The sequence below is a fragment of the Myxococcus llanfairpwllgwyngyllgogerychwyrndrobwllllantysiliogogogochensis genome (assembly GCF_006636215.1).
Lineage (GTDB): Bacteria > Myxococcota > Myxococcia > Myxococcales > Myxococcaceae > Myxococcus > Myxococcus llanfairpwllgwyngyllgogerychwyrndrobwllllantysiliogogogochensis.
The window spans coordinates 1-20,020 of sequence record NZ_VIFM01000209.1 but is presented as its reverse complement, the minus strand read 5'-3'; the positions used below and the strand labels follow the sequence as shown (position 1 = coordinate 20,020).

Annotated in this window: 15 protein-coding genes and 1 pseudogene; 8 read left to right on the top strand and 8 right to left on the bottom strand. The window is 70.7% G+C overall.

Going from position 1 to position 20,020, the window contains the following annotated elements:
- A pseudogene (locus tag FJV41_RS52610) lies at nt 1–258 on the bottom strand (carboxypeptidase-like regulatory domain-containing protein); the annotation flags it as partial.
- Nucleotides 259–351: 93 nt separating this feature from the next.
- Nucleotides 352–567, bottom strand: a complete 216-nt coding sequence (locus FJV41_RS52605; protein WP_181791158.1) for a hypothetical protein — start codon at nt 565–567, stop codon at nt 352–354.
- Between the two features lie 447 nt (nt 568–1,014).
- Between FJV41_RS52605 and sitI6 the strand changes: the two genes are divergently transcribed.
- The gene (sitI6, locus tag FJV41_RS35935) at nt 1,015–1,743 is read left to right on the top strand and encodes a SitI6 family double-CXXCG motif immunity protein (RefSeq protein ID WP_141647122.1); all 729 of its coding nucleotides are present in this window, start codon (nt 1,015–1,017) and stop codon (nt 1,741–1,743) included.
- Nucleotides 1,744–1,762: 19 nt separating this feature from the next.
- Here sitI6 and FJV41_RS35930 read toward each other — a convergent pair whose 3' ends face one another.
- Complete coding sequence (locus FJV41_RS35930) at nt 1,763–3,151, bottom strand: hypothetical protein (protein WP_141647121.1); 1,389 nt, start codon at nt 3,149–3,151, stop codon at nt 1,763–1,765.
- Between the two features lie 310 nt (nt 3,152–3,461).
- On the opposite strand from FJV41_RS35930, the gene FJV41_RS35925 reads away from it, so the two are divergent.
- Nucleotides 3,462–3,803, top strand: coding sequence for a hypothetical protein (locus tag FJV41_RS35925; RefSeq protein ID WP_141647120.1), 342 nt, complete (start codon nt 3,462–3,464; stop codon nt 3,801–3,803).
- Nucleotides 3,804–3,959: 156 nt separating this feature from the next.
- On the opposite strand, the gene FJV41_RS35920 is transcribed toward FJV41_RS35925, so the two are convergent.
- Entirely contained in the window at nt 3,960–4,376 is a 417-nt protein-coding gene (locus FJV41_RS35920) for a hypothetical protein (RefSeq protein WP_174459702.1), read from the bottom strand.
- A gap of 207 nt (nt 4,377–4,583) precedes the next feature.
- Between FJV41_RS35920 and FJV41_RS35915 the strand changes: the two genes are divergently transcribed.
- From FJV41_RS35915 to FJV41_RS35895, 5 genes are all read left to right on the top strand, one after another.
- Entirely contained in the window at nt 4,584–7,667 is a 3,084-nt protein-coding gene (locus tag FJV41_RS35915) for an aminotransferase class I/II-fold pyridoxal phosphate-dependent enzyme (protein WP_141647118.1), read from the top strand.
- Nucleotides 7,668–7,982: 315 nt separating this feature from the next.
- On the top strand, nt 7,983–8,786 hold the full coding sequence (locus FJV41_RS35910; protein WP_141647117.1) for an ABC transporter ATP-binding protein: 804 nt from the start codon (nt 7,983–7,985) through the stop codon (nt 8,784–8,786).
- A 165-nt stretch (nt 8,787–8,951) separates the two neighbouring features.
- Nucleotides 8,952–9,950 carry an SAM-dependent methyltransferase gene (locus FJV41_RS35905; protein WP_141647116.1) on the top strand — a complete coding sequence of 333 codons (999 nt, stop codon included), beginning with the start codon at nt 8,952–8,954 and terminating at the stop codon, nt 9,948–9,950.
- 68 nt (nt 9,951–10,018) lie between these two features.
- Nucleotides 10,019–10,840, top strand: coding sequence for a hypothetical protein (locus FJV41_RS35900; RefSeq protein ID WP_246137626.1), 822 nt, complete (start codon nt 10,019–10,021; stop codon nt 10,838–10,840).
- 103 nt (nt 10,841–10,943) lie between these two features.
- A complete protein-coding gene (locus FJV41_RS35895) occupies nt 10,944–12,320 on the top strand; it encodes a WS/DGAT/MGAT family O-acyltransferase (protein ID WP_141647115.1) in 1,377 nt (458 codons plus the stop codon).
- 9 nt (nt 12,321–12,329) lie between these two features.
- On the opposite strand, the gene FJV41_RS35890 is transcribed toward FJV41_RS35895, so the two are convergent.
- Complete coding sequence (locus FJV41_RS35890; RefSeq protein ID WP_181791156.1) at nt 12,330–13,739, bottom strand: sigma-54-dependent transcriptional regulator; 1,410 nt, start codon at nt 13,737–13,739, stop codon at nt 12,330–12,332.
- Nucleotides 13,736–15,277: a two-component system sensor histidine kinase NtrB gene (locus FJV41_RS35885; protein WP_141647114.1), complete on the bottom strand. Its 1,542-nt coding sequence runs from the start codon at nt 15,275–15,277 to the stop codon at nt 13,736–13,738. Before FJV41_RS35885 ends, FJV41_RS35890 begins: the two co-directional genes overlap by 4 nt.
- A 237-nt stretch (nt 15,278–15,514) precedes the next feature.
- On the opposite strand from FJV41_RS35885, the gene FJV41_RS35880 reads away from it, so the two are divergent.
- Nucleotides 15,515–15,916, top strand: a complete 402-nt coding sequence (locus FJV41_RS35880; RefSeq protein ID WP_141647113.1) for a hypothetical protein — start codon at nt 15,515–15,517, stop codon at nt 15,914–15,916.
- Between the two features lie 46 nt (nt 15,917–15,962).
- Here FJV41_RS35880 and FJV41_RS35875 read toward each other — a convergent pair whose 3' ends face one another.
- Nucleotides 15,963–19,115, bottom strand: a complete 3,153-nt coding sequence (locus FJV41_RS35875) for a GspE/PulE/PilB domain-containing protein (protein ID WP_141647112.1) — start codon at nt 19,113–19,115, stop codon at nt 15,963–15,965.
- 51 nt (nt 19,116–19,166) lie between these two features.
- Nucleotides 19,167–20,020 (bottom strand): RDD family protein (locus FJV41_RS35870; protein ID WP_306440925.1); only part of this gene is annotated, 854 nt, incomplete at its 5' end.

Genomic DNA, 20,020 nt, shown 5'->3' with positions numbered 1-20,020 from the left:
TCTCCAACTGCTTCCGTCCAGGTCGGGGAAGGAGGCCTGGCTCTCCCCCGGATTCACGCCGTCCACGCGGGCGTAGCCGTTCTTGTTGAGGGTGCCCTCTCGAGTGGTGCCGTCCGGCAGCGTCACCCTGTAGTGCGCGTTGGGGATGGGCTTGCCCCCTTCGTCCGTCAACTCGATGACCAGCCATGTCGGCTCCTCGATGGACGCCTCCGCGGGCTTCTGGATGAACGTATCCGGCCAGGGCGGGGGCACGAGCACGGGGCGCTCCACCTCCAGCGCCACCAGCTCGCCGCGGGTGAAGGCGTCGGCGAGCCGCTGCTTGAGGCGCCGCTCGTACTGGCCGCGCTCCAGTCAGGACTGCCCCAGTGGCGGGCCGCCGCCGAGCGCCTCGTCCATGGCATGCAGCGTGCGCGCCATGGGCGTCGTCAGCCAGTGGTCGAGAGCGGACGTGACGAAGACGTCCGGCACCCGGTTCCGTTGTGCCTCGCGGCTGGCGGATAGGACGACGACCCAGTCCGAGCCTCGGGCCGGCAACGTCCACCGGCGTTCCCTACTTGGTTGCGACATGACAGCGACCCCCCATCCGCCGGAATGTACTTGCTGGGACTGACCTGAGGCATCCCTCACTTGATACCGAAGGCTTCGCGGAAAACGGGCTGCTCGCGAATCAGTGGTCGCAACGGGGCCTCAGGCATCATGGCAGGCTGGCCGCAGGGACCACGCCCCGCGTCGCCAGTGAAAGCGACAAGACCCTCTCGGCATGCAGGTCGTCCACGACGAGTCCGTCGAGGAAGGCATGCACCTTCTTTTCATTGATGGGGGGAGTTCTCACCCGGTACGTGGTGTCGAGGGTGCCCTGCTTTTCGCTCGAACCGGCCGACCTGCGGCGTCCTCGCCAGCTTGCCAAATGAGGGGATGCCTCAGATCGTGCCCTACTACGGGCATCCCATTGCGCCACCGGGGCCCCAGCTTTTCACGGACCCCTGAGCCGTGACCCGAGGTCGGCAAGAGCGAATGAAGTACTTCCGAGTCGAGCAGGACCTGTCGTCGCGCTACTCAGGCGAGCTGAACGCCACGCATCGGTGGGGACTCCCGGGCGTGGAGCCCTGCCCGCTGTGCGGCCTGAGCGGCGCTACGCTGGGTCTCGAATATCCGTGCGTCGACCTGTCGAGCCTCCCGCCTGCGGAGCAGGAACGGTTGTCTGACCCGTCTCCTGTCCCCTTGGATGAACTCGAGCGGTTGCGTGAGCTGGTGCGCCCGCTGGCTCCCGTGAATGCGGTGCTCGATGCCGGAACGGAGCTGGGCCCGTTGACGGGAACTGGCTCGGGAAGCTTCGGCCCGTTCTTCCTGCCCGCGAGCTGGTCCCTGTGCATTCGAAAGGACGCGCTGGTTCGGCTCCGCGAGGCGGGCGCTCGGGGGCTCCAGGGGAGCGAGGTCTCGGTGCGCTTCAGGACGAAGAGCCCACCGATGCTGCTGAACCTGCAACTGGATGTGCAGGGCCGGTTTCATCCCGACGCTTTGACCTGGACGCGAAAGCCGCCGTGTCCTCGATGCGGCATCAGTGACGCGGAGGGGCCCCTTCCAGCGCCCATCGTTCTCGACGCGGCGACGCTTCCAGTGGACGTGGACCTGTTCCGGCTGGCGGATGCCCCGGGCATCATCATCGCCACGGAGCAACTGGTGGATGCGGCAACACGGTTGTCGCTGGACGGCGCCGTGTTCCGGGGCGTGGAGGCGCGTTAGCCGCCGTCCCTGCCGCGCATTACTTCGACTCCGGCAGCGTCCAGTCGAAGACGAAGCGGTGGGCGCCTCCGGGCACGCTGTCCATCCAGCCCGTGATTCGCTCACTGCGCGCCAGCAGCGGGCCCAGCTCCGAGCTGACAGCGAAGAGCGCGGCGAGCTGCTCGTCCGACAGCACGTCCGACAGCGACACCTGGGAGAGTCCCCGCGCGAGCAGCTTCGGGTCCAACGTGAACTCCGCCGCGCGCTCCTGCTTCGCCGTCGTCTCCGGCAGCGCCGCCATTGTCGCCTGCATCACCGTCTCGTCGTTGCCCACCACCAGGTGCTTGCCCTTCTGTCGCACGAGCACGCTGCCGCCCTTCACCGTGAGCGCCCAGCCGTCCTCCAGCGCCTTCGCTCCGGGCAATGTGCCCAGCGGCGCCAGCGCGCTCTTCACCGCCGCCGCGTCCTTCACCTCCGCCGCCAACGCCTGCTTCACGGCGAAGAAGCGCGCCTCCCGCGTCCGCAGCGAACCACGCACCTGCACGTTGCTCATGTTCACCAACATGTTCCCCGTGAGCTGCTTCGCCACGGCGTCCGCGGAGGCCTGCACCTGCTCCTTGGGACACGTCGGGCAGAGGGCCTGGATGCTCGCGCGCAGCGAGCCCACGGCCTGCGACACTCCCGCCGGCGCCACCGCCACGCGCGAGAACAGCAACCCCTCCGGCTTCATCGCCCCATAGGGACTGTTGCTCTTGGCCTGGAACGGCGGCAGCGGCAGCTTCATCGCCGTGCCATCCACCTTCAGCCCGCTCGCCGTGCCATCCAACCCCACCACCGTCCCGCCCGTGGCGAGGAACGCGACCCCCGCGACCTTGCTCAGTCGCGCATCCGGCGCGGGCGCCTTGCCCACCAGCTTCACGGACTCCTTCAACAACACGGCGCCACCTTCATCCGTGGCCCCGAAGGCGCAGACCTCCTGCCCCTTGAGCGCGTAGCCCATCGCCCCGCCCGCGGCGCGCGTCGTGCTCACCGTCGTCACACCCTTCGCCGTGACGGGCTTCGCCTCCGCGCCTCCCGCCTCCGTCATGGCCTCCGCCGCCTTCTGCTGGAACACCTTCGCGTCCGACACCCGCATGCAGGACACGCGGCCGTCCTCGCGCAGCGACACCGTGGCCGGCCCCGTCGCATCCAGGCCCACCGCCGTGAGCGTCTCCGGACGCGTGGGGTCGATGGTGAGGAAGGGGTGCAGCTCCGCGCGCCACGCCGAGGGACGCAGCAGCGCGGCGTGCGTGCCCGCGCGCTCCAGGAAGGCGGAGAGCCCCGTCAACGCATCCAGCTTGGGAACGTGGACGACCGTCTGGGCCGACGCGGCGGAGCGAGGAGCAGGAGCAGCCGCCAGCGTGGCGGCGAGGACGAGCGAGGAGAACATGTCCCCCGTGAGAACAGCGCTCCTCCACCCCTGTCAAGACACTCGCGCGCTCACGCGGGCCGGAACAGGGCGGGCCCCCAGCCTAACGGCCAGTGGTGGACGATGGCCCCCCTGGTGACGGTGCGTTTCCGGCGTGCCTGCTCGCCTGGCTTGATGTCGCGGCGGGCCCCGCTAACGTGGGCTCATGTCCCTTCGTTGGCGCATGAGAGCCGTCGGCTGGCTGAGCATCATCGTGGCTCAAGGGTGCGCTCATTCGACTCCGACCGAGGCGTCGTCCTCCGCGAGTCCCAGAGCCCCCACGACTTCCCTCGTGCCCGCTTCAGCGCGCATCGAGAGTCTGGGCCTGGGGCTCAGTGAGTCCACGAAAGGACGCCGCGAGGACCAGAATTGCGCCGACTTCGTGCTCACGGAACCGCAGGTCCGCGCTTTCTTCGCGCAGTCGCGCGAAGTCACCTGGCGGGAGATTCACGACTCGGAGGACCTGGGCTTCGCGCCCTGTCTCGTCACCGGGCGGCTCGTCTTCGAGGACGGGCAGCAGGTTCGCTTCGCAATCAACCCGTTCCTGGTCGCGACCCTGAGCTACTCGGATGACAGCACTCGCTTGCTGGCCTGCGAGGGCGCCTGTTCCCAGAGCGTGCTCGGTCCTCCGTGAGTCAGGCTGGAAGTCCCTCGGGTCGCTCGTCCACTGGAGCCTCTTCGTCATGCGCCGGTGGAGCAGAGGCGCGAAAGCCAGTCCGCCCCGCTGCTCCACCGGTCCCCCCTCCCGTCCTCTTCGTCGAGCGAAGACGGGAATGCCTCGTGTGCTGCGCTACAGCCGGCCGATGTTGGCCCACTCCGTCATCCGCTCCGCCAGGTCCTCGGCGTTGCGGCGCAGGTGCGCCAACTGGAGCATCTGGTCATCCGACTCCGCCAGCGTCATGCGCCGCATCAGCAGATCCGCGAAGCGCACCACCTGCGCGATGCTGATGCAGTCGGCGTCCTCCGCCGCCCCAGCGAAGCGCGCGACCTCCGCGTCCACCTCCAACTGCTCGTCCAGCAGCGCCTTCACCAGCGCCGAGCGAGACACCGGCGTCTCGAACTCCTCCGGATTGCGAAGCTGACGCCGCCAGGGCTGCGACTCCCAGCGGACACGCACGGGGTCTCGGAGGACCCGGTTTCGCATCGGCTGAGCGCTCATCATCCCCTGCATGCCGGGCCTGGCCGGCGACCAGAAGCTGAGTTCCATCAGTGCCCCCTCTCCACTACGGGGTCTGTCCACAAGCGTGACCGAGTTCATCGTCTCCAGCCGTCCCTTCCCGTTCCAACCCACCCACCGCATCCCTATTACGGCCGAGGGCTCAAAACTTGATTGGAGCCACGGCGCCAAAGGGTTGCGTGCGCACGCCACGGGTGCGTTGACACAGGGCGGTGGGCCCGGGACAGTCCGCGCGCCATGCCGACCTATCCCTCCTCCCCCCGAGAGGCCTTCCACCTGTTGCGCGCCCTGTCGGAGGACCTGGGGCACCCGGAGCGGCGCGCCCGGGCCCGGGTGGAGCTGCGCGAGTTGGCGGAGCTGTCGCGCGAGCAGCCCGAGTCGGCCCCCCTGCGGCTGGTGACGGTGACGGTGGTGGCGGGCGCGTCCCAGGAGCGCCTGGAGCTCTTCCTGCTCCCCTCCATCTTCGCGCCCGAATCCTGGGCCTATACCTTCATGGAAGGGCTGCTCAGCGTTCCCTTGGACGAGTACGCCGGCAAGCGACTGGTGGAGGTGGGCGCGGGCTCGGGGTGGATCTGCATCGCGCTGGCGAAGTTCACCCGGCTGGCGCACATCCACGGCGCGGACCTCAACCCGCACTCGCCCGTCGTGGCGCGTTGCAACGCGTGGCTCAACGGCGACGAGTCGCTCGTGTCCCGCCTCTCCTTCGCGGAGAGCGATTTGCTGCGCGGCGTGCCCGCGGAGCCCGCGTGGGACTTCGTGGTGGGCTGCATCCCCCAGGTGCTGCGCACGGAGGAGCTGCCCGGCGAGCTGTCCCAGGCGGATGAGCAGGCGCTGTATGACCTCTCCAACTACTGCACGTTGCAGAACGTGTACGAGGACCACTTCGGCCTGGGGCTCATCGCCCGGCTGCTCGACGAGGCCCCGGAGAGACTGGCGCCCACGGGCAAGCTGCTGCTCAACCTGGCGGGCCGTCCGGGCCGCCCCATCATCGAGCGCATGTTCACCCGGCGCGGCTTCACCACGCGGGTGCGGGTGGCTCGGCGGGTGCGGCAGGCGGCGGACACGGACATCCGTCCGCTGGTGGCGCTGGAGCAGCGCACGGGGCGCGAGTTCGAGTTCTTCATGGAGGCTCGCAGTCCGGAGCCGCTGCGCGCGGCCACGGCGCTGGGCTGGCTCCAGTCCGGGAACGCGGTGTGGCACGAGGTGGCCGTCTGGGAGGCGCACCTGTCGCGCCCGCGCGAGACGCTGGCCCTGCGTCAGTCCCTGCGCGAGCTGGGCATCCCCACGCTCCAGGAAGAACTGGACCTGGGCGCCGCGTCGCCCGAGCAGCTCGGCTTCGTCTCCGCGCTGTCGCAGCGGTTGTCGAAGGGGCCGCTGTTGCCGTACGCGCACGAGGCCGGAGACGTGTCGTTCCGAGGCCAGGTGGTGCGCTACCTGGAGCGCTACTTCGGCCTGCGGCTCGCGGAAGAGGAGCTGTTCGTCGCGCCCGAGCGGGAGCAGGCGGTGTACTCGCTGCTGCTCGCCACGTGTGATGTGGGCGACGAGGTGCTGGTGTCGCGCAACCTCCATCCACTCTACGCGCGGGCGCTGGAGAAGGCGGGCGTGCGCGCCACGGTGACGCACACGACGCTGGAGGAGATTCGCCGGCTGTTGTCCGCGTTCGACGTGAAGATGGTGCTGCTCACGGTGGAAAAGGGCGAGCGCACCAACCTCTCCGTGCTGCGCGACATCATCGCGGAGGCGGCGCGGCGGGGCATCTGGGTGGTGCTGGACGAGAGCGCCTTCTTCAACATCACCGGTGAGGTGGAGCCGCTCACGCTGTTCGAGTTCCTGGCACGCGAGCCGTATTCGCCCAACCTCGTCGTGCTCTACGGCCTGGTGAAGAACGCGGTGTGGCCGGACCTGGAGCTGACGCTGCTGCTCCCCGTTCCGGAGCCGCTGCGCGGAGACCTGGAGGTGGCGGCGGAGGTGACGTACTCGCGCATCAGCACGCTGGCGCAGTGGTTCTATGAGCGCACGTTCGCGGACCTGCTGTCGTTCCGCATCTCCTTCGCGGAGCCGGAGCCTCCCGGGCCGCGCCGTGCGCCGGTGGCTCCGTTGCCGCGCTCCTCGCGCGTCCATGCGCTGGCGGGCTTCCCCGCCTTCGCGCCCAAGGTGTTTCGCGAGGACGACGCGGAGTTGGTGCGGTTGGACTACGGAGAGAATGAAGGCCCGTTGCCGCAGCCGCTGGTGGAGGGGCTCATCGCCGCCGCCGCCGCGCCACGCGAGACGGGCGCGCAGACGGGCTTGGCCGAGTCGGTGGCGGCCTTCCTCCTGGAGACGCGCGCCGCGCGGTACTCGCCCGAGGAGCTGGTCATGGCGCCGGGCGTCTGGCCGCTCATCCACCACCTGGGTGTGGCCCTGCGCAAGCGCCTGGGGCGAGCCCCCCGTGTCTTCGTCGTGACGCCCTGCTACGGCGTGCTGCCGCCGACGTTCGTCTCGGCGGGGTGCGAGGTGGAGCAGGGGACGCTGGCGGAGTTGCTGGCGCGACGAGGCCAGGGTGCGAGTGGTCCGGACGCCGTGGTCATCTCCCAGCCGTCCAACCCCACGGGCGTCTACGTGGCGCGCGAGGAGCTGGTGGCGCTGGCCAACTACGTGGTGGAGCAGCGGTGCCTGCTCGTGTCCGATGAAATCTTCGGACTGGTCAACCTCACCAGCCCCACGGCGGAGACGGTGCACAGCCCGGTGACGCTGGAGGGCGCGGTTCCCGGCGTGGGCGCGCGCACCGTGGTGCTGGGTGGGTTGTCCAAGGAGTTCGCGGCCGGTGGGCTGCGCGTGGGGTGGCTGGCCACGCGAGACAGGGCGCTGGCCTCGGTGATGAGGGACGGGGGCCCGGGGGTGTTGCACCTCGTCACGGCTCGCGCGGCGGCGTATCTGTACGCGGCCTATGCACGCAGCCCGGATGGACAGCTCCTCTATGGAGCGCGGCACCGCTCGCTGCGGACCTTCCTGACGAAGATGCGGCGCGAGCTGGCGGAGAAGCGCGAGCTGTTGGTGCAAGCGCTGCCCGCGGACGGGCGCTCGGACACGGGAGACACGGGTGGCCTCTTTCTCGCGCCTCGCATGACGTCCTGGCTGGGACGCGAGGTGGACGGCGAGAAGCTCACGCCGGAGAACCTGCCGCGCATCGTGTACGAGCACACGCATGTGGTGCTCAACGGCGGGCCCTGGTGCTCGGACCCCGAGCGTGTGCGCGCCGTGTTCTCCATTCCCCGGGAGAAGCTGGTGAAGGCGTGCGAGCGACTGAAGGCGTTCGGCACGAAGCTCCTCGCCGGCGTCTGAGACGTTCCGCTTCCCCCTGTGTCGAGCGGGGAGTGTGCGTCCTTGCCTGAGTGCGTTCGGCGCGAAGCTCCTCGCCGACAACTGAGTCATCTGGTCCCGCTGAGCCGAGCGGGGAGTGCGCGTCCTCGCCTGAGGGCGTTCAGCACGAAGCTCCTCGCTGGCGTCGGAGCCCTTCCGCTTCCCGTTGTGTCGAGTGGGGAGCGTCCGTCCCAGACTGGAAGGTGGCTCGCGGCGGGGAGGCGTGGGCGGCGACACTGCCCGCTCCTGACGCCGCGCCCGGTCCTCCCGGGTGTCGGCGGCACGGGGGGCGAGACAATGAGCGAGCCTGCGCCGCGCGCGGTCATCGAGCTGCTGGACGTGCACAAGTCCTTCGGCCCGCAGCAGGTGCTGCGCGGAGTCGACCTGGTGGTGCGCGAAGGCACGACCTGCGTGCTGATGGGCGTGTCCGGCTCCGGCAAGTCCGTGCTGATGAAGCACGTCGACGGCTTGCTGTCTCCAGACCGGGGCACCGTGCGCGTGGACGGCGAGAACCTCGCGGACCTGGACACGCAAGGGATGGCGCGCGTGCGCCGGAAGCTGGGCATCCTGTTTCAAGGAGGCGCCCTCTTCGACTCGCTCAATGTCGAGGACAACGTGGCCTTCCCCCTGCGGGAGCTCACCCGACTCCCCGAGCGCGAGGTGCGCGCGCGGGTAGACCGCGTGCTGGCATTGGTGGGACTTGAGGACGCCGCGACGCAACTGCCCGCGGAGCTGTCCGGCGGCATGCTCAAGCGCGCCGCCTTCGCCCGCGCCATCGTCATGGAGCCGCGCATCCTCCTCTACGACGACCCCACCGCGGGGCTGGACCCGCTGAAGACGCAGTCCGTGGCGGAGGTCATCCTCACTGGCAAGCACCAACTGCACGCCACGTCCCTCGTCATCTCCCCGGACGTGGCCACCGCGTTCCAGGTGGGCGACAGCCTGGCCCTGCTGCACGAGGGCCGCATCGTCGAGCACACGACACCCGAGGCCTTCCGCGACTCGCGCCACCCCGCCGTTCGCGCCTTCCTTCACGACTGGCTCGCGCGCCGCTCCCGACATGCGGGCCCCTCCAGCGCGGACGCGCCCATCCCTGGCTGACGCGCTCTGTTCGCTGCTGAACCCGAATGCCTGTTCAAGCGGGGACAGAGACCCAGCCCCTTCGCTGGATGGGCCGGAGCATGGGTTGTCCCGCATGGTTGGTAATCCCGGTTCCGGGGGGCTGCCTGGAGCACGGTGGATTCGACTCACATCTCGGGGGGTGTCATGCCCAATCTGCTCGACCTGCCTCGGCAGGCGTTGATGGACCTTCGTTCTCGCTTGAGCCACCTGCCACTGATGTCCCAGCTGCCGCTGCGCAACGTGGTGCCGGACAGCCTGTCGCTGTCGAGTCCCACGCCGCAGGACTCGGCGCTGGCGGACCCGGCACGGGTGTTGGCCTGGCAGAAGGCGTGTGAGCGTTATGTGAAGCCCGGCCAGGTGGTGATGGACGTGTGCTCGGGGACGGGGCTGCGCACCTTCCTGGCGGCGAGCCGACATCCCCGGCGGCTGTACGCGGTGGATGGCTCGCGACTGCTGGACACCGCGCAGTGGGTGGCGAGGCGCAACGGGCTGGAGCACATCGACTTCGTGCGCTCGCACCCGTGGAACTTCCAGGCCCCGGAGAAGGTGGACGTGCTGCTGCACGACCTTCTGGGCGAGGCCCTCTTCGACGCGGGCCTGGTGCCGAGGATGTTGGACCTGCGCTCCCGGCTGCTGCGGCCCGGCGGGCGCATCCTGCCCAACCGCTTCGAGGTCTTCATCGAGCCAGTGCAGCTTCGCGACGAGGCGTGCCTGCCCTTCATCTGGAGCCAGCGCTTCCCCAGCGTGGACTACAGCTGCCTGCAGACGCTGCGCGAGGCGATGAACCCGTCGTACTTCACGCGCGTCGTCCGCTCGTACGAGGTGGACCACCTGCTGTGTGACCCGGAGCCCGCGTTCGCCTTCGACCTGGAGACGATGGCGGCGGATGGGCTGCCGCACCGCGTGCGCTTCGAGCGCCCGGTGATGGAAGAGGGGCGCGTGGATGGCTTCTGCCTCTTCTACAAGGTGGCTTTCGACGCGGAGCTGTCCTTCACGGTGTCGCCACTGCGCGGTCAGAACCCCGCGGGCATGACGCTGCTGCGCGTGGACCCCCGTGAGTTCGCTCGCTACGAGACACTCGCCTTCGAGCTGGAGCTGGTGGACCCCGGGGATGTGCGCACCTGGCGCTGGCACTTCTGCTGAGGCCCCAGGCAGGCATTGCTCTCGGGTGGACAGCCCACCCGACGCGAGGGCTTCGCCCCGAAGGGGCCGTGCCTAGTTTGCTCCACGGCATGCGCTCCTTTCGTGGGTTCTTCTTCCTGGCGAGTCTGTTGGGCTTCTCCTTCTCCGCGCTGGCACAGGGGGCTTCCGAGCGTCCTCGCACCGTGGCGGGTGTCTGTGGCAGCGCCAACTGGGTGTGCGTGGCCGAGTGCATCGAGCCCGAATGCGTGGACCGGTGTCTGCGCGAGGGCTGTGAGCAGGCGTTGGACCGACTCAAGTCCTGCACCTTGAAGGCGGGGTGTGCGGAAGACGACACCCAGTGCGCGGCGCGCACGTGCGGCCCCACGTGTCAGCGTGCCTTCGAGCCCGCGCCTCCGAGTCCGGAGAAGGAGCTGAAGGACCCCTGCCAGGGCCAGACGGGCTCGACGAAAACCGTGCCCGGCAAGCTGGTGGGAGAGTGGCGGCTGACCGCGGCCAGCCTGCCCGAAATCACGGACGGAGGCTTCACGCGCATCGAGCCCCAGCCCCGCGCCGACTATGCGCGCACGCTGCGAATCACTCCCGAGGGGTGCTTCGTGCTGCGCACCGCGCTGAAGGACGCGACGCTGGGACAGGGCAACGCGCTGGTCGTTCGCGCCTGGGGCATGGTGGAGGTCCTGGGTGAGCACCACGTGAAGCTCCTGGCCCGCGACGGACAGGCCGTGGGGCCGGTCTGCGGCGCCAAACGGGTCATCCCCCTGGCGCGCTCGAAGGTGAAGTTCCGGGGCGGCTCGTACCGGTGGGACTTCGAGCAGGGCGCGCTCACGCTGACGCTGGATGATGCGACGAAGCAGACCTTCCAGTTCGAGCGCGAAGAGGCCGTGGCGCCGTAGCGCTCCTGAAAGTCCACCCACCACGCGAGGTCAACCTGCGCCATCATGGCGTGTCCCGGATTCCTGGGACGCGGTCTGAGCGCTCAGGGAGGCACGCGAGGCGATGGCGACACAGGAGCGGATGGCGAGCGTGGATGCGCTGTGGTTCCACATGGAGGAACCCGCCAATCTGATGATGATTACGGCGGTCCTCTTCTTCGAGGGGCGGGTGGACTTCGAGCGCCTGCGCACGGAGACCCGCACGCGACTGGTGGACCGCTACCCGCGCTTCCGACAGCGCGTGGTGCTGGGACGGTTGGGCCTTCCTCAATGGGAGGATGCGCCGGACTTCGACCTCGACGCGCACCTGCTGCGCCTGCCTGTCCCCGCGCCCGGAGACCGCGCCGCGCAAGAGGCGCTGGTGAGCGAGTGGATGAGCACGCCGTTGGAACGCTCGCGGCCCCTGTGGCAGTTCCACGTGCTCGAGGGCGCGCAGGGCGGAGACATCCTGCTGGCGCGGCTGCACCACTGCATCTCCGACGGCATCGCCCTGGCGCGCCTGTTGTTGTCGCTCACGGATGGCGACGCGACGAACACCGAGCCTCCGCGCGAGCACCCGCGGGCTTCGTCGGGCGGGCTTGCGCGGTGGGTGCGCGGCGCGCGCGCGGCGGCGGGGACGGCGCGGACGGTGTTGCGTAAGGGCGCGGAGCTGGCGGCCGAGCCCATCCTGGCTGGAGACCTGCTGCGACAGGGGGCGCTCAGCGCGGCGGCGCTCGGCAAGCTGATGGTGATTACTCCGGACCCGCGCACGCCGCTGCGAGGGCCGCTGGGGACGCAGAAGCGCGCGGCGTGGTCCTCGCCCATTCCGTTGGAGCGCGTGAAGGTCGTGGGCCGTGCGCTGGGCGGCACGGTGAATGACGTGCTGCTGGCGGTGCTGACGGGCGCGCTGCGGCGCTACCTGGAGGCTCGCAACGTTCCTCCCGAGGACCTGCATGCGCTGGTGCCCGTGAACCTGCGGCCGATGGATGAGCCGGTGCCTCGCGAGCTGGGCAATCGCTTCGGTCTGGTGTTCCTGCGCCTGCCCGTACACATCGAGGACCCGCGTCGTCGGCTGCACGAGCTGTCGCGGCGCATGGGCCTGGTGAAGAAGTCACCGGAGGCGGTGGTGACCTTCGGCGCGCTGGGGTTGCTGGGGTACACGCCGGCCCCGGTGGAGCGGGCGGTGGTGGATGCCTTCGGCACGAAGGCCTCGCTGGTGGCGACGAATGTGCCCGGCCCCCGACAGCCGGTGTCCCTGGCGGGCGTGACGCTGCGAGAGCTGACGTTCTGGGTGCCGCAGGCGGGGCACCTCGGATTGGGCGTGAGTCTCTTCAGCTACGCGGGCCAGGTGACGGTGGGCGTGGCCGCGGATGTCCTCCGCGTCCCCGACCCGCATGTGCTCATCCAGAACTTCCACGAGGAGCTGGATTCGCTGAGCGAGGCCGCCGCCCAGCAGGCGTGAGCCGGTGGGCTACACCAGCCCGTGCTCCTCCAGCTTGTTGTAGAGCGTCCGACGGCTGATGCCGAGCAGCCGCGCCGCCAGCGTGCGGTTGTCTCCCGCGCGCTTCAGCGCATCCACCATGGCCTGCCGCTCCGTGTCCTTGCGCTGGGACTCCAGCGTGCGTCCAGACTCGGCGCCCGCGGGCTGCGCGCTTGAAGTCGCGGGCAGGGCCGTGGTGCCCAGGGACGGCGTGAGGACGGGGGCGGAGAGGCCGGGCTGGCGAGCCAGCTCGCGCGAGACGTCTTCACCCGTCAGCGTCTGTCCATCCGAGAGCACCACCAGCCGCTCCAGGAAATTCTGGAGCTGGCGCACGTTGCCCGGCCAGGGCTGGGCCTGAATCACCGCGAGCCCGTCGGCGGTGAGCGTGAAGGGCGGCTTGCCGTTCGTCCGCGCATGGACGTCCAGGAAGTGTCGCGCCAGGGGTTCGATGTCCTCGGGCCGCTCGCGCAGGGCGGGCAGCCAGAGCGGCACCACGTTGAGTCGGTAGAAGAGGTCCTCGCGGAAGCGCCCCGCCTTCACCAGGTCCTCGAGCGGCTGGTGCGTGGCGGCCACGAAGCGAACGTCCACCTTCACCGTCTGCGTGCCGCCCAGTCGCTCCAGCTCGCGCTCCTGGATGACTCGCAGCAGCTTCACCTGCACGGCGGGCGAGATGTCTCCCACTTCGTCCAGGAACAGCGTGCCCCCGTGGGCCAGCTCCACGCGGCCCGGCTTGCGCGTGGCCGCCCCCGTGAACGCGCCCTTCTCGTAGCCGAACAGTTCGCTCTCCAGCAGCGTGTCCGGCAGCGCCGCGCAGTGCAGCTTCACGAAGGGGCCCGCATGTCGCGGACTGCCGTCATGCACCGCCTTCGCCGCCAGCTCCTTGCCCGTGCCCGACTCGCCCCGCAGCAGCACGGTGGCCATGCCCGTGGCTGCCTTCGCCAGCAAGGCCTGGGCCTCCGCCATCTTCTGACTGCCACCGACGAAGGCGCTGGGAGTCCGCAGCGGCTCGTGCGCCGCCTCGCCCTGCGCTCGCAGCAGCGCCTTGCGGATGGTGAAGAGAATCTCTTCCCGGTCGAAGGGCTTGAGCACGAAGTCCGCCGCGCCCGCCTTCATCGCCTCCACCGCCAGCGGCACGGTGCCGTGCGCGGTGAGCAGGATGACGGGGACGTCGGGCCAGCCCTTCGCCACCTCGTTCAACAGCTGCATCCCGTCCATGCCCGGCATGCGCACGTCGCTCACCACCACGTCCACGGGCTTGCGCTCCAGCATGGCGAGCGCTTCCTTCCCGTCGCGCGCCGCGTGCGTCGTCAGCCCCGCCTGGGACAGCAGCGCTCCCAGCACCTTGGCCACCGCCGGGTCGTCATCCACCAGCAGCACGGTCCCCTTCAACGCCTCGCTCACGCGGCTTCTCCTTCAGTCCCACTCCCGACCTGCCGGACTTCCATCGGCAGGCTCAGGCGCACCACCGTACCGTGCCCCTCGCGGCTTGTCAGACTCACCGTGCCGCCATGTGCCTCCACCACCCGCCGCACGAAGGCCAGGCCAAGCCCGCTGCCCGCGGCCTTGGTGGTGAAGAAGTCGTCGAAGGCGCGCTCGCGGGTGCGCACGTCCATGCCTTCGCCCGTGTCCTCCACCTCCACCGCCACGCCGGGGCCGTCCCGCAGGGTGCGCACCGTGAGGGTTCCACCTCCGGGCATGGCCTCGACGCCATTGCGCACCAGGTTCTCCACGGCGTTGGCCAGCAGGTCCGCGTCTCCGGAGCAGGGTGGCAGACCCGCCTCCAGCTCGCGGACGATGGAGACCTGCCCCGGACTCGCGAAGGCCTGGAGCGACAGGACGCCCTCCACCAGTCGCCCCAGGTCCACGGGGTGGGGGAGGGGCTCCACGCGTGCCAGCCGCTGGTACGTGTCCACCACGCGGCCCAGCCGCTCCACCTGCTCCAGCATCAGGTCCAGGAACTCACCGTGGCTGGCCCACGACTGGCCCCGCGCGTGCTCTTCCTTGAGGTACTGCGCGGCGCCCTTCAGCGCGGCGATGGGGTTCTTCAAGTCGTGCGCCATCTGCGCGGAGAAGCGGCCCAGCGTGGCCAGGCGCTCCATGCGCTCGGCGCGCGTGACGAACGCGGTGACACCTCGGCGCGTGGCGGCCAGCAGCGCGAAGGTGATGGCCGTGGTGAACACGACGAGGGCGCCGACCTGCGCGGCGAAGAGGCGGAAGACGGTGAGGTACGCCAGCACGCCCACGCCCGCGAGGGCCGCCGCATGCAGGGCCATGCGCGGAGCGCCTTCTCCCTGGTCTCGACCGAAGAGTCCGAAGCGCAGCGACGCCGTGGCCATCACCGGCAGGCCCAGGAGCGTGCCCAGGCTGCCCAGGCGAGGCACCTGCCGCAGGCCCAGCTCCACCGCGAGCTCCGTCAGCAGCAGGGCCACCACCAGCGTCAGGCCGAGCACCATCAGCCCCGCGCGGGCCCGCTCGTCGGAGTGACGTGCTTCGCGCAGGTGGAAGCCGAGCAGCGCGAAGCCGGCACTGAGCGGCGGTGCCACGAGCACGGTGACGAAGATGCCGAAGCGCAACGTCAACAGCCGCGCCGCCAGCGAGGGTGCCCCCAGCGACGCGAGCATCGTCATCGCCAGGGCGCCGAAGATGGCGTAGGTGCCGAACATGGCCCAGGCCGAGCGGCGACGTCGTCCCACGAAGGCGAGGGCGAAGTGCAGGGTACACGGCACCGTCATCAGCGCGGCGGCGAAGCCCACCAGCCTCCATCCCGGCTCGCCCGAACGCTCGAGCGCGAAGCCGGTGAAGTTCCAGGTGGAGAGCGCGATGGACAGCAGGGACAGGGGCAGCGCCAACGGGCTGCGCCCCACGCGCGCGAGCGCCAGACCCGCGAGCGCGAGCTGCCCGGCGCAGGCGATGATGCTGATCCACATCCCGCTCGTCATGACGCTCTGTCTCGTGCCCGTGTCACGGACGTCAGCATAGTCCGGGATGGCGGTCGGCTCGGAGCGGGCAGGCGTCCTGGCTCCGAGTCGACTCCGTGTTCGTCACGGGTGCGGGGCCACCCGAGCACGTCCTGGCTCCTGGTCGCGGAGCCCGCGCCCACACGTCATGCCCGAGACGTCGAGCACGTCCTGCGGCAGGGCTTCCCACTCGATGCCAGTGTTGATGAGGAGAAAGTCATGGTGAATGACGAGAACCCCCTTCGTACCGCGTCCGCTCTCGCCCAGGCAGGCAGGACGGCCGAGGCCATCGCGTGCCTGGAATCCGCGCTGGCTCGGACTCGGCCGGATAAGGAAAGGCCCGCCAATGCATCCATCCTGGCTCGAACAGCGGGCCTTCTCTGCGAGGAAGTCGGCGGGCTTTCGCAGGCAGCGCTCTACTACGAAGAAGCAGTTGCTACCGCGGAAGGAGAGCCACTCCTGCTGCTCGCCCTGGCGGACGTCCGCTGGCGGTCAGGTGAAGCGGACAGCGCGCGTTCGTGCCTGGCAAGAGCCGAGTCCATGGCTCAGTCCGCCTCTGATGCCGATGCCTTGAAAATGGCCGCCAACCTCCGCGCGCGGTGGGCGACCGAGGACCGATGAGCAGCTCTCGCTCCTCCGGTCTCCCCGCCTGTTTGGTCAGGCCCGCTCAGAGCATTCCGAGCCGGCGCGCGTTGGCTGGGTCCACCGCCGAGGCTTCCCATCGCCGCACGGCCACCTCGCGCTCCGCCTCGGGGGCGTCCGCGTAGTAGCCGAGCGTGTCGTTGAGCGCGCGGCTCAGCTCCTCGATGGCGGCAAGGCGCACGTCGAGTTCACGGTGGCGCAGCGCGGTGATGAGCCAGTCCGCGCGGCGGCGACTGCGGTTCTCCAGCCACCAGGTCGCCCACTGCTTCGGGCTGAGGCCCAGCGGCATGCGCGTCACTTCACGCAGCGCCTCCGCCGCGGCCTGGGCGCACATCTCGTCGTCGCTGCTCGTGAGCTGGATGAGGCCCTCGACGGCCTCGCGGTCATGCAGGCTGCCCAGCGCCCTCGCGGCCAGCGCACGACGCATCATGTCCCGGCTCGTGAGCTCCTGGCGCAGCTCACGCAGCGCCGCGTCCAGGCGGGGCAACTGCTTGAGCGCGGCGGCGGCCACGCGCGCGGCGCTGGAGATATCCGGCTCCAGGTCGAACAGCCCGCGCAGCACGCCATCCACCAGCTCCACGTAGGGCAGGTTGCCCGCCGTGAGCAGCGCGAAGTAGCGCGTGTCCGCGTCCTGTGAATCCAGCAGCGGCGACAGGGCCTGCGCCGCCGGACGCCCCAGGCGCGACAGCGCGGCGGGAATCGGTCCCAGCTCGTCCGCCTCGGGCAGCTCGACGACGGGCAGCCGGCTCCAGGCGGTGGGGCCGGGGAAGTGCTGGGCGAGCACTCGGGCGCTGGCCTCGGGCGAGCGCGCCAGCTCCACCATCGCGTTGGAGCGCTGCGCGGCGTCCGGGCCGGTGAGTCGGCGCAGCAGCGGCGCGAAGTCCGGAGGCGGGCGCTCCTCTTGCGACTGCGCGCGCGGCGGCAACGCGGCGGCGCGGCCCATGGTGCCGGAGGTGCCTCGGCCGAAGAAGGGGCCCCAGCCCAGTCCCGCCACCACCGCGGGCGCGGGAACAGGAGCTGCGGCGACCGGCACGTCCACGTCGATGGAGATGTCCTCTTCCGGCGCGCGCGGCTCCGCGGTGACGCGCTGCTTGCGGAACAGGATGAGCTCCTGGAAGGCCGAGGACAGGTCCTGGCAGAACAGGATGTAGTCCGACAGCCGGCGCTGGCTCATCGGCTTCTGGCCGCAATCCCCGTAGAGGATGGCCACCAGCCGACCCTTCACCTCCACCGGGTACAGGAACACGGTGCGCGGCGTCTGCCGACCGAACAGCTCCAGGTAGTGTCGGGTGAGCGCGTCCGGAGGCAACGGGCCCGCGTAGCTTCCCCGCGTCACTGCCACGGTGCGGAAGACGCTGCTCGCGTCGAGCGGCACGGACACCTGGGCGAGCCCTTCACCCGTCATGCCCTCGCCACGACCGTCCCAGCCCACCGCCGCGCCACGCAGCACGGCGAAGGCCGCCACATAGTCGAACGTGCGCCGGCCGAAGCGCAGCGCCACGTCCATCAGCCGGTCGCGGTCCTTGGTGGACTCCTTCAGCGCCGCGCGCGCCTGGGCCAGCGTCCAGTCCGGAACGTCCTGGCTGGCGGGCGAGGCGGGCGGCCGTGCTTCCGGCTCGGCCTGACGAGGACGCGCCTGCGCCGGAGCGGACGGCTTGCCCGGGTTGGGGAAGACGATGAACGCGGGCTCATTCGAGCGCGGCGGCTGGAGCGGAACGGGGGCGTCCGGACGCGTTCCCGACAGCGGAGAGCCGAAGCGGAGCGTGGGCGGCGGAAGCGCGTCGGCCGCGGACTGCTGCGCGGGAGGGCCCGGAGGCCAGACCTGGGGCGCCGTACCGGGCTGCGCGGGCGGCGCCGGGGGCCACACCTGCGGGGCTCCCGTCTGCGCTCCAGCGGGATTCGTCGCCGGCCGGGTAGCGGGCTGAGCGCCAGTGGGCGGCGCCGTCGCGGGACGGGTCGAGGGCTGCGAGGTGTCAGCGGGGCGCGTCGCGAACTGCGCGACGTCAGCGGGACGAGAGACGGGCTGCGGTCCATCGGCGAGACGCGAACCAGGCTGCGCGCCGTCGGCGGGACGAGAGGCGGGCTTCGCGCTGTCAGCGGGACGAGAGGCGGGCTGTGCGCTGTCAGCGGGACGAGAGGCGGGCTGCGCGCCGTCGGCGGGGCGAGAGGCGGGCTTCGCGCTGTCAGCGGGACGCGCGGGCGGAGGCGCCGCGACGGACGGGGCCGCTGGTGTCGCGGTAGGGGCGACACGCGTCGAGGGCGTGGCCTCCGTGGTTCGGGGTGGCGGCGCGACAGGAGCGCCTCGCGGCCCCGGTGCTCCGGCGGGCGGCGTCGCGGTGAGGACAGGGGGCTGTGCCGGTGCGCCGACGGGTGGCCGGGTCGGTGCGCCCATGGGGGGCGTCGCGGTGAGGACGGGGGGCTGGGCCGGACGCGTGTCGGGCCTCGACGGCGTCGCCGTGGCGGGGTGCTCGGCCGCGGGCATGTTCAGGCGCAGGGGCGCCCGGACGAACGCGGGAGGCGGTGCGGCCGCCGTGTCGGGCGGAGGAGGCGGCGGAGGCCGCTGGGACGCGGGCGGCGCCTTCGGCGTGGGCCTCGCCTCGGTGGTCAGGGGCTCTCGCGCCACCGAACGGGCCAGCCGCTCCACCATCTCCACCGTGAGGGACTCATCCGGTGGAGGAGGCGGCGGGGGCGTGACGGGAAGCTGCTTCTCGGGGTCCAGCGCGGCGACGAGCTGGACGAAGCGCGGCGCGAGGGGCTGGCGGTAGATGGTGGAAATCCACTCGCGGATTCGCACCTCGGCCGCCACCCACAGCTCGAGCGGCCTGCCCAACAGGAAGCCGACCTCGTCGAGCTCCTTCTTCGGCACCGGATACGCGCAGGCGACGTGCAGCGTCTGCCCATCCAGGGAGAGCGGCACCACGCTGAGCCGCTCGGCGATTTTCGGCGGGATGAAGGAGGCCACCTCGGCGTTCGGCTCGAAGTCGACCAGGTTCACCGGTCTGAAGCCGGCGACGTCCCCGAGCAGCGCGAGCACATCCGTCTCGCTCACCAGGCCCTGCTCCAGCAACACCGTGTCCAGGTGCCCGCCCTGAGCCTGCTGTATTCGCAACAACTCTCCCGCTTTCTCCTGGGAAAGGAGCGTGCGGGAGACGAGAAGCTGGGCGAGGCGGGCGGGCATGTAGGCGCGGCATCTTACGGCCGCGGCCGCAAGGCACAATGAAGCGGTGAATCAGCTGGGTTGAACGACGAAAGTGGACGTCAGCTTGTCATGGAGCGTCTGTCCGCGGCGATCAAAGAGCGCCATCCAGAATCCGCCCAGGAACAGGACGAAGGAGACGCTGGCGAGCAGCGCCCGCACGATGGCCCGACCCGGAGCGGGCGCCAGTCCATGCGTGTCCACCAGGCGGAGGCCCAGGAGCAGCCGGCCCAGCGTGCGTCCATTCCAGAGAAAGGCCGCCACCGCGCAGTACACGAGCGCCAGGATCAGCACCAGGAAAAAGCCCGGCAGCAACACCGTGTGCAGCGCGCGCAGCCACGCGACGAAGCCGTCCAGGCCCGTCAGCCCGGCCACGGGCGCCTTCGTCCCCGTCACCGACGAGGCGAGGGTGATGTAGAGCGCCGCCACGCCAGCGATGGCCGCCGTGTCGATGGTGAACGAGAGCAGCCGGCGCCACAGCGACGCGGGACGGGCATGCACTTCCGCGACACCCGGCTGAGAAGGAGTCCGGACCGACGGGGGACGCGGCTTCTCCGCGCGAGGCGCGCTCTCCGCCATCACCGGAAGCCCTGGCAGGGTATCCACGGACTCCAGCGGAGGAAGGCTGACGGGAGCCACGGCCGGGGACTCCATCCGAGGAAGGCCCGGGGCGGCAGCCGCCGACTCCATCCGAGGCAGACCCGGGGCGGGGGCCGCCGACTCCATCCGAGGCAGGCCCGGCGCGGGAGCCGGAGCCGCCGTCCGAGGCAGGCCGGGGGCCGGAGAGGCCACGCCAGGCAGGGGGTGCGCCGCCAGTGCGCGCGCCGCCGGCGGCGTGCCGTACGCGGGCGTCAGGGGGGACAGGGAGGGCTGCGCCGGAGGAGGCG

What these genes read in the sequence shown, in the direction of transcription:
- FJV41_RS52605 (WP_181791158.1), bottom strand. Translation starts at nt 567, where the DNA reads ATGTCGCAACCAAGTAGGGAACGCCGGTGGACGTTGCCGGCCCGAGGC.
- sitI6 (WP_141647122.1), top strand. Translation starts at nt 1,015, where the DNA reads ATGAAGTACTTCCGAGTCGAGCAGGACCTGTCGTCGCGCTACTCAGGC.
- FJV41_RS35930 (WP_141647121.1), bottom strand. Translation starts at nt 3,151, where the DNA reads ATGTTCTCCTCGCTCGTCCTCGCCGCCACGCTGGCGGCTGCTCCTGCT.
- FJV41_RS35920 (WP_174459702.1), bottom strand. Translation starts at nt 4,376, where the DNA reads ATGGAACTCAGCTTCTGGTCGCCGGCCAGGCCCGGCATGCAGGGGATG.
- FJV41_RS35915 (WP_141647118.1), top strand. Translation starts at nt 4,584, where the DNA reads ATGCCGACCTATCCCTCCTCCCCCCGAGAGGCCTTCCACCTGTTGCGC.
- FJV41_RS35910 (WP_141647117.1), top strand. Translation starts at nt 7,983, where the DNA reads ATGAGCGAGCCTGCGCCGCGCGCGGTCATCGAGCTGCTGGACGTGCAC.
- FJV41_RS35905 (WP_141647116.1), top strand. Translation starts at nt 8,952, where the DNA reads ATGCCCAATCTGCTCGACCTGCCTCGGCAGGCGTTGATGGACCTTCGT.
- FJV41_RS35895 (WP_141647115.1), top strand. Translation starts at nt 10,944, where the DNA reads ATGGCGACACAGGAGCGGATGGCGAGCGTGGATGCGCTGTGGTTCCAC.
- FJV41_RS35885 (WP_141647114.1), bottom strand. Translation starts at nt 15,277, where the DNA reads ATGACGAGCGGGATGTGGATCAGCATCATCGCCTGCGCCGGGCAGCTC.
- FJV41_RS35880 (WP_141647113.1), top strand. Translation starts at nt 15,515, where the DNA reads ATGGTGAATGACGAGAACCCCCTTCGTACCGCGTCCGCTCTCGCCCAG.
- FJV41_RS35875 (WP_141647112.1), bottom strand. Translation starts at nt 19,115, where the DNA reads ATGCCCGCCCGCCTCGCCCAGCTTCTCGTCTCCCGCACGCTCCTTTCC.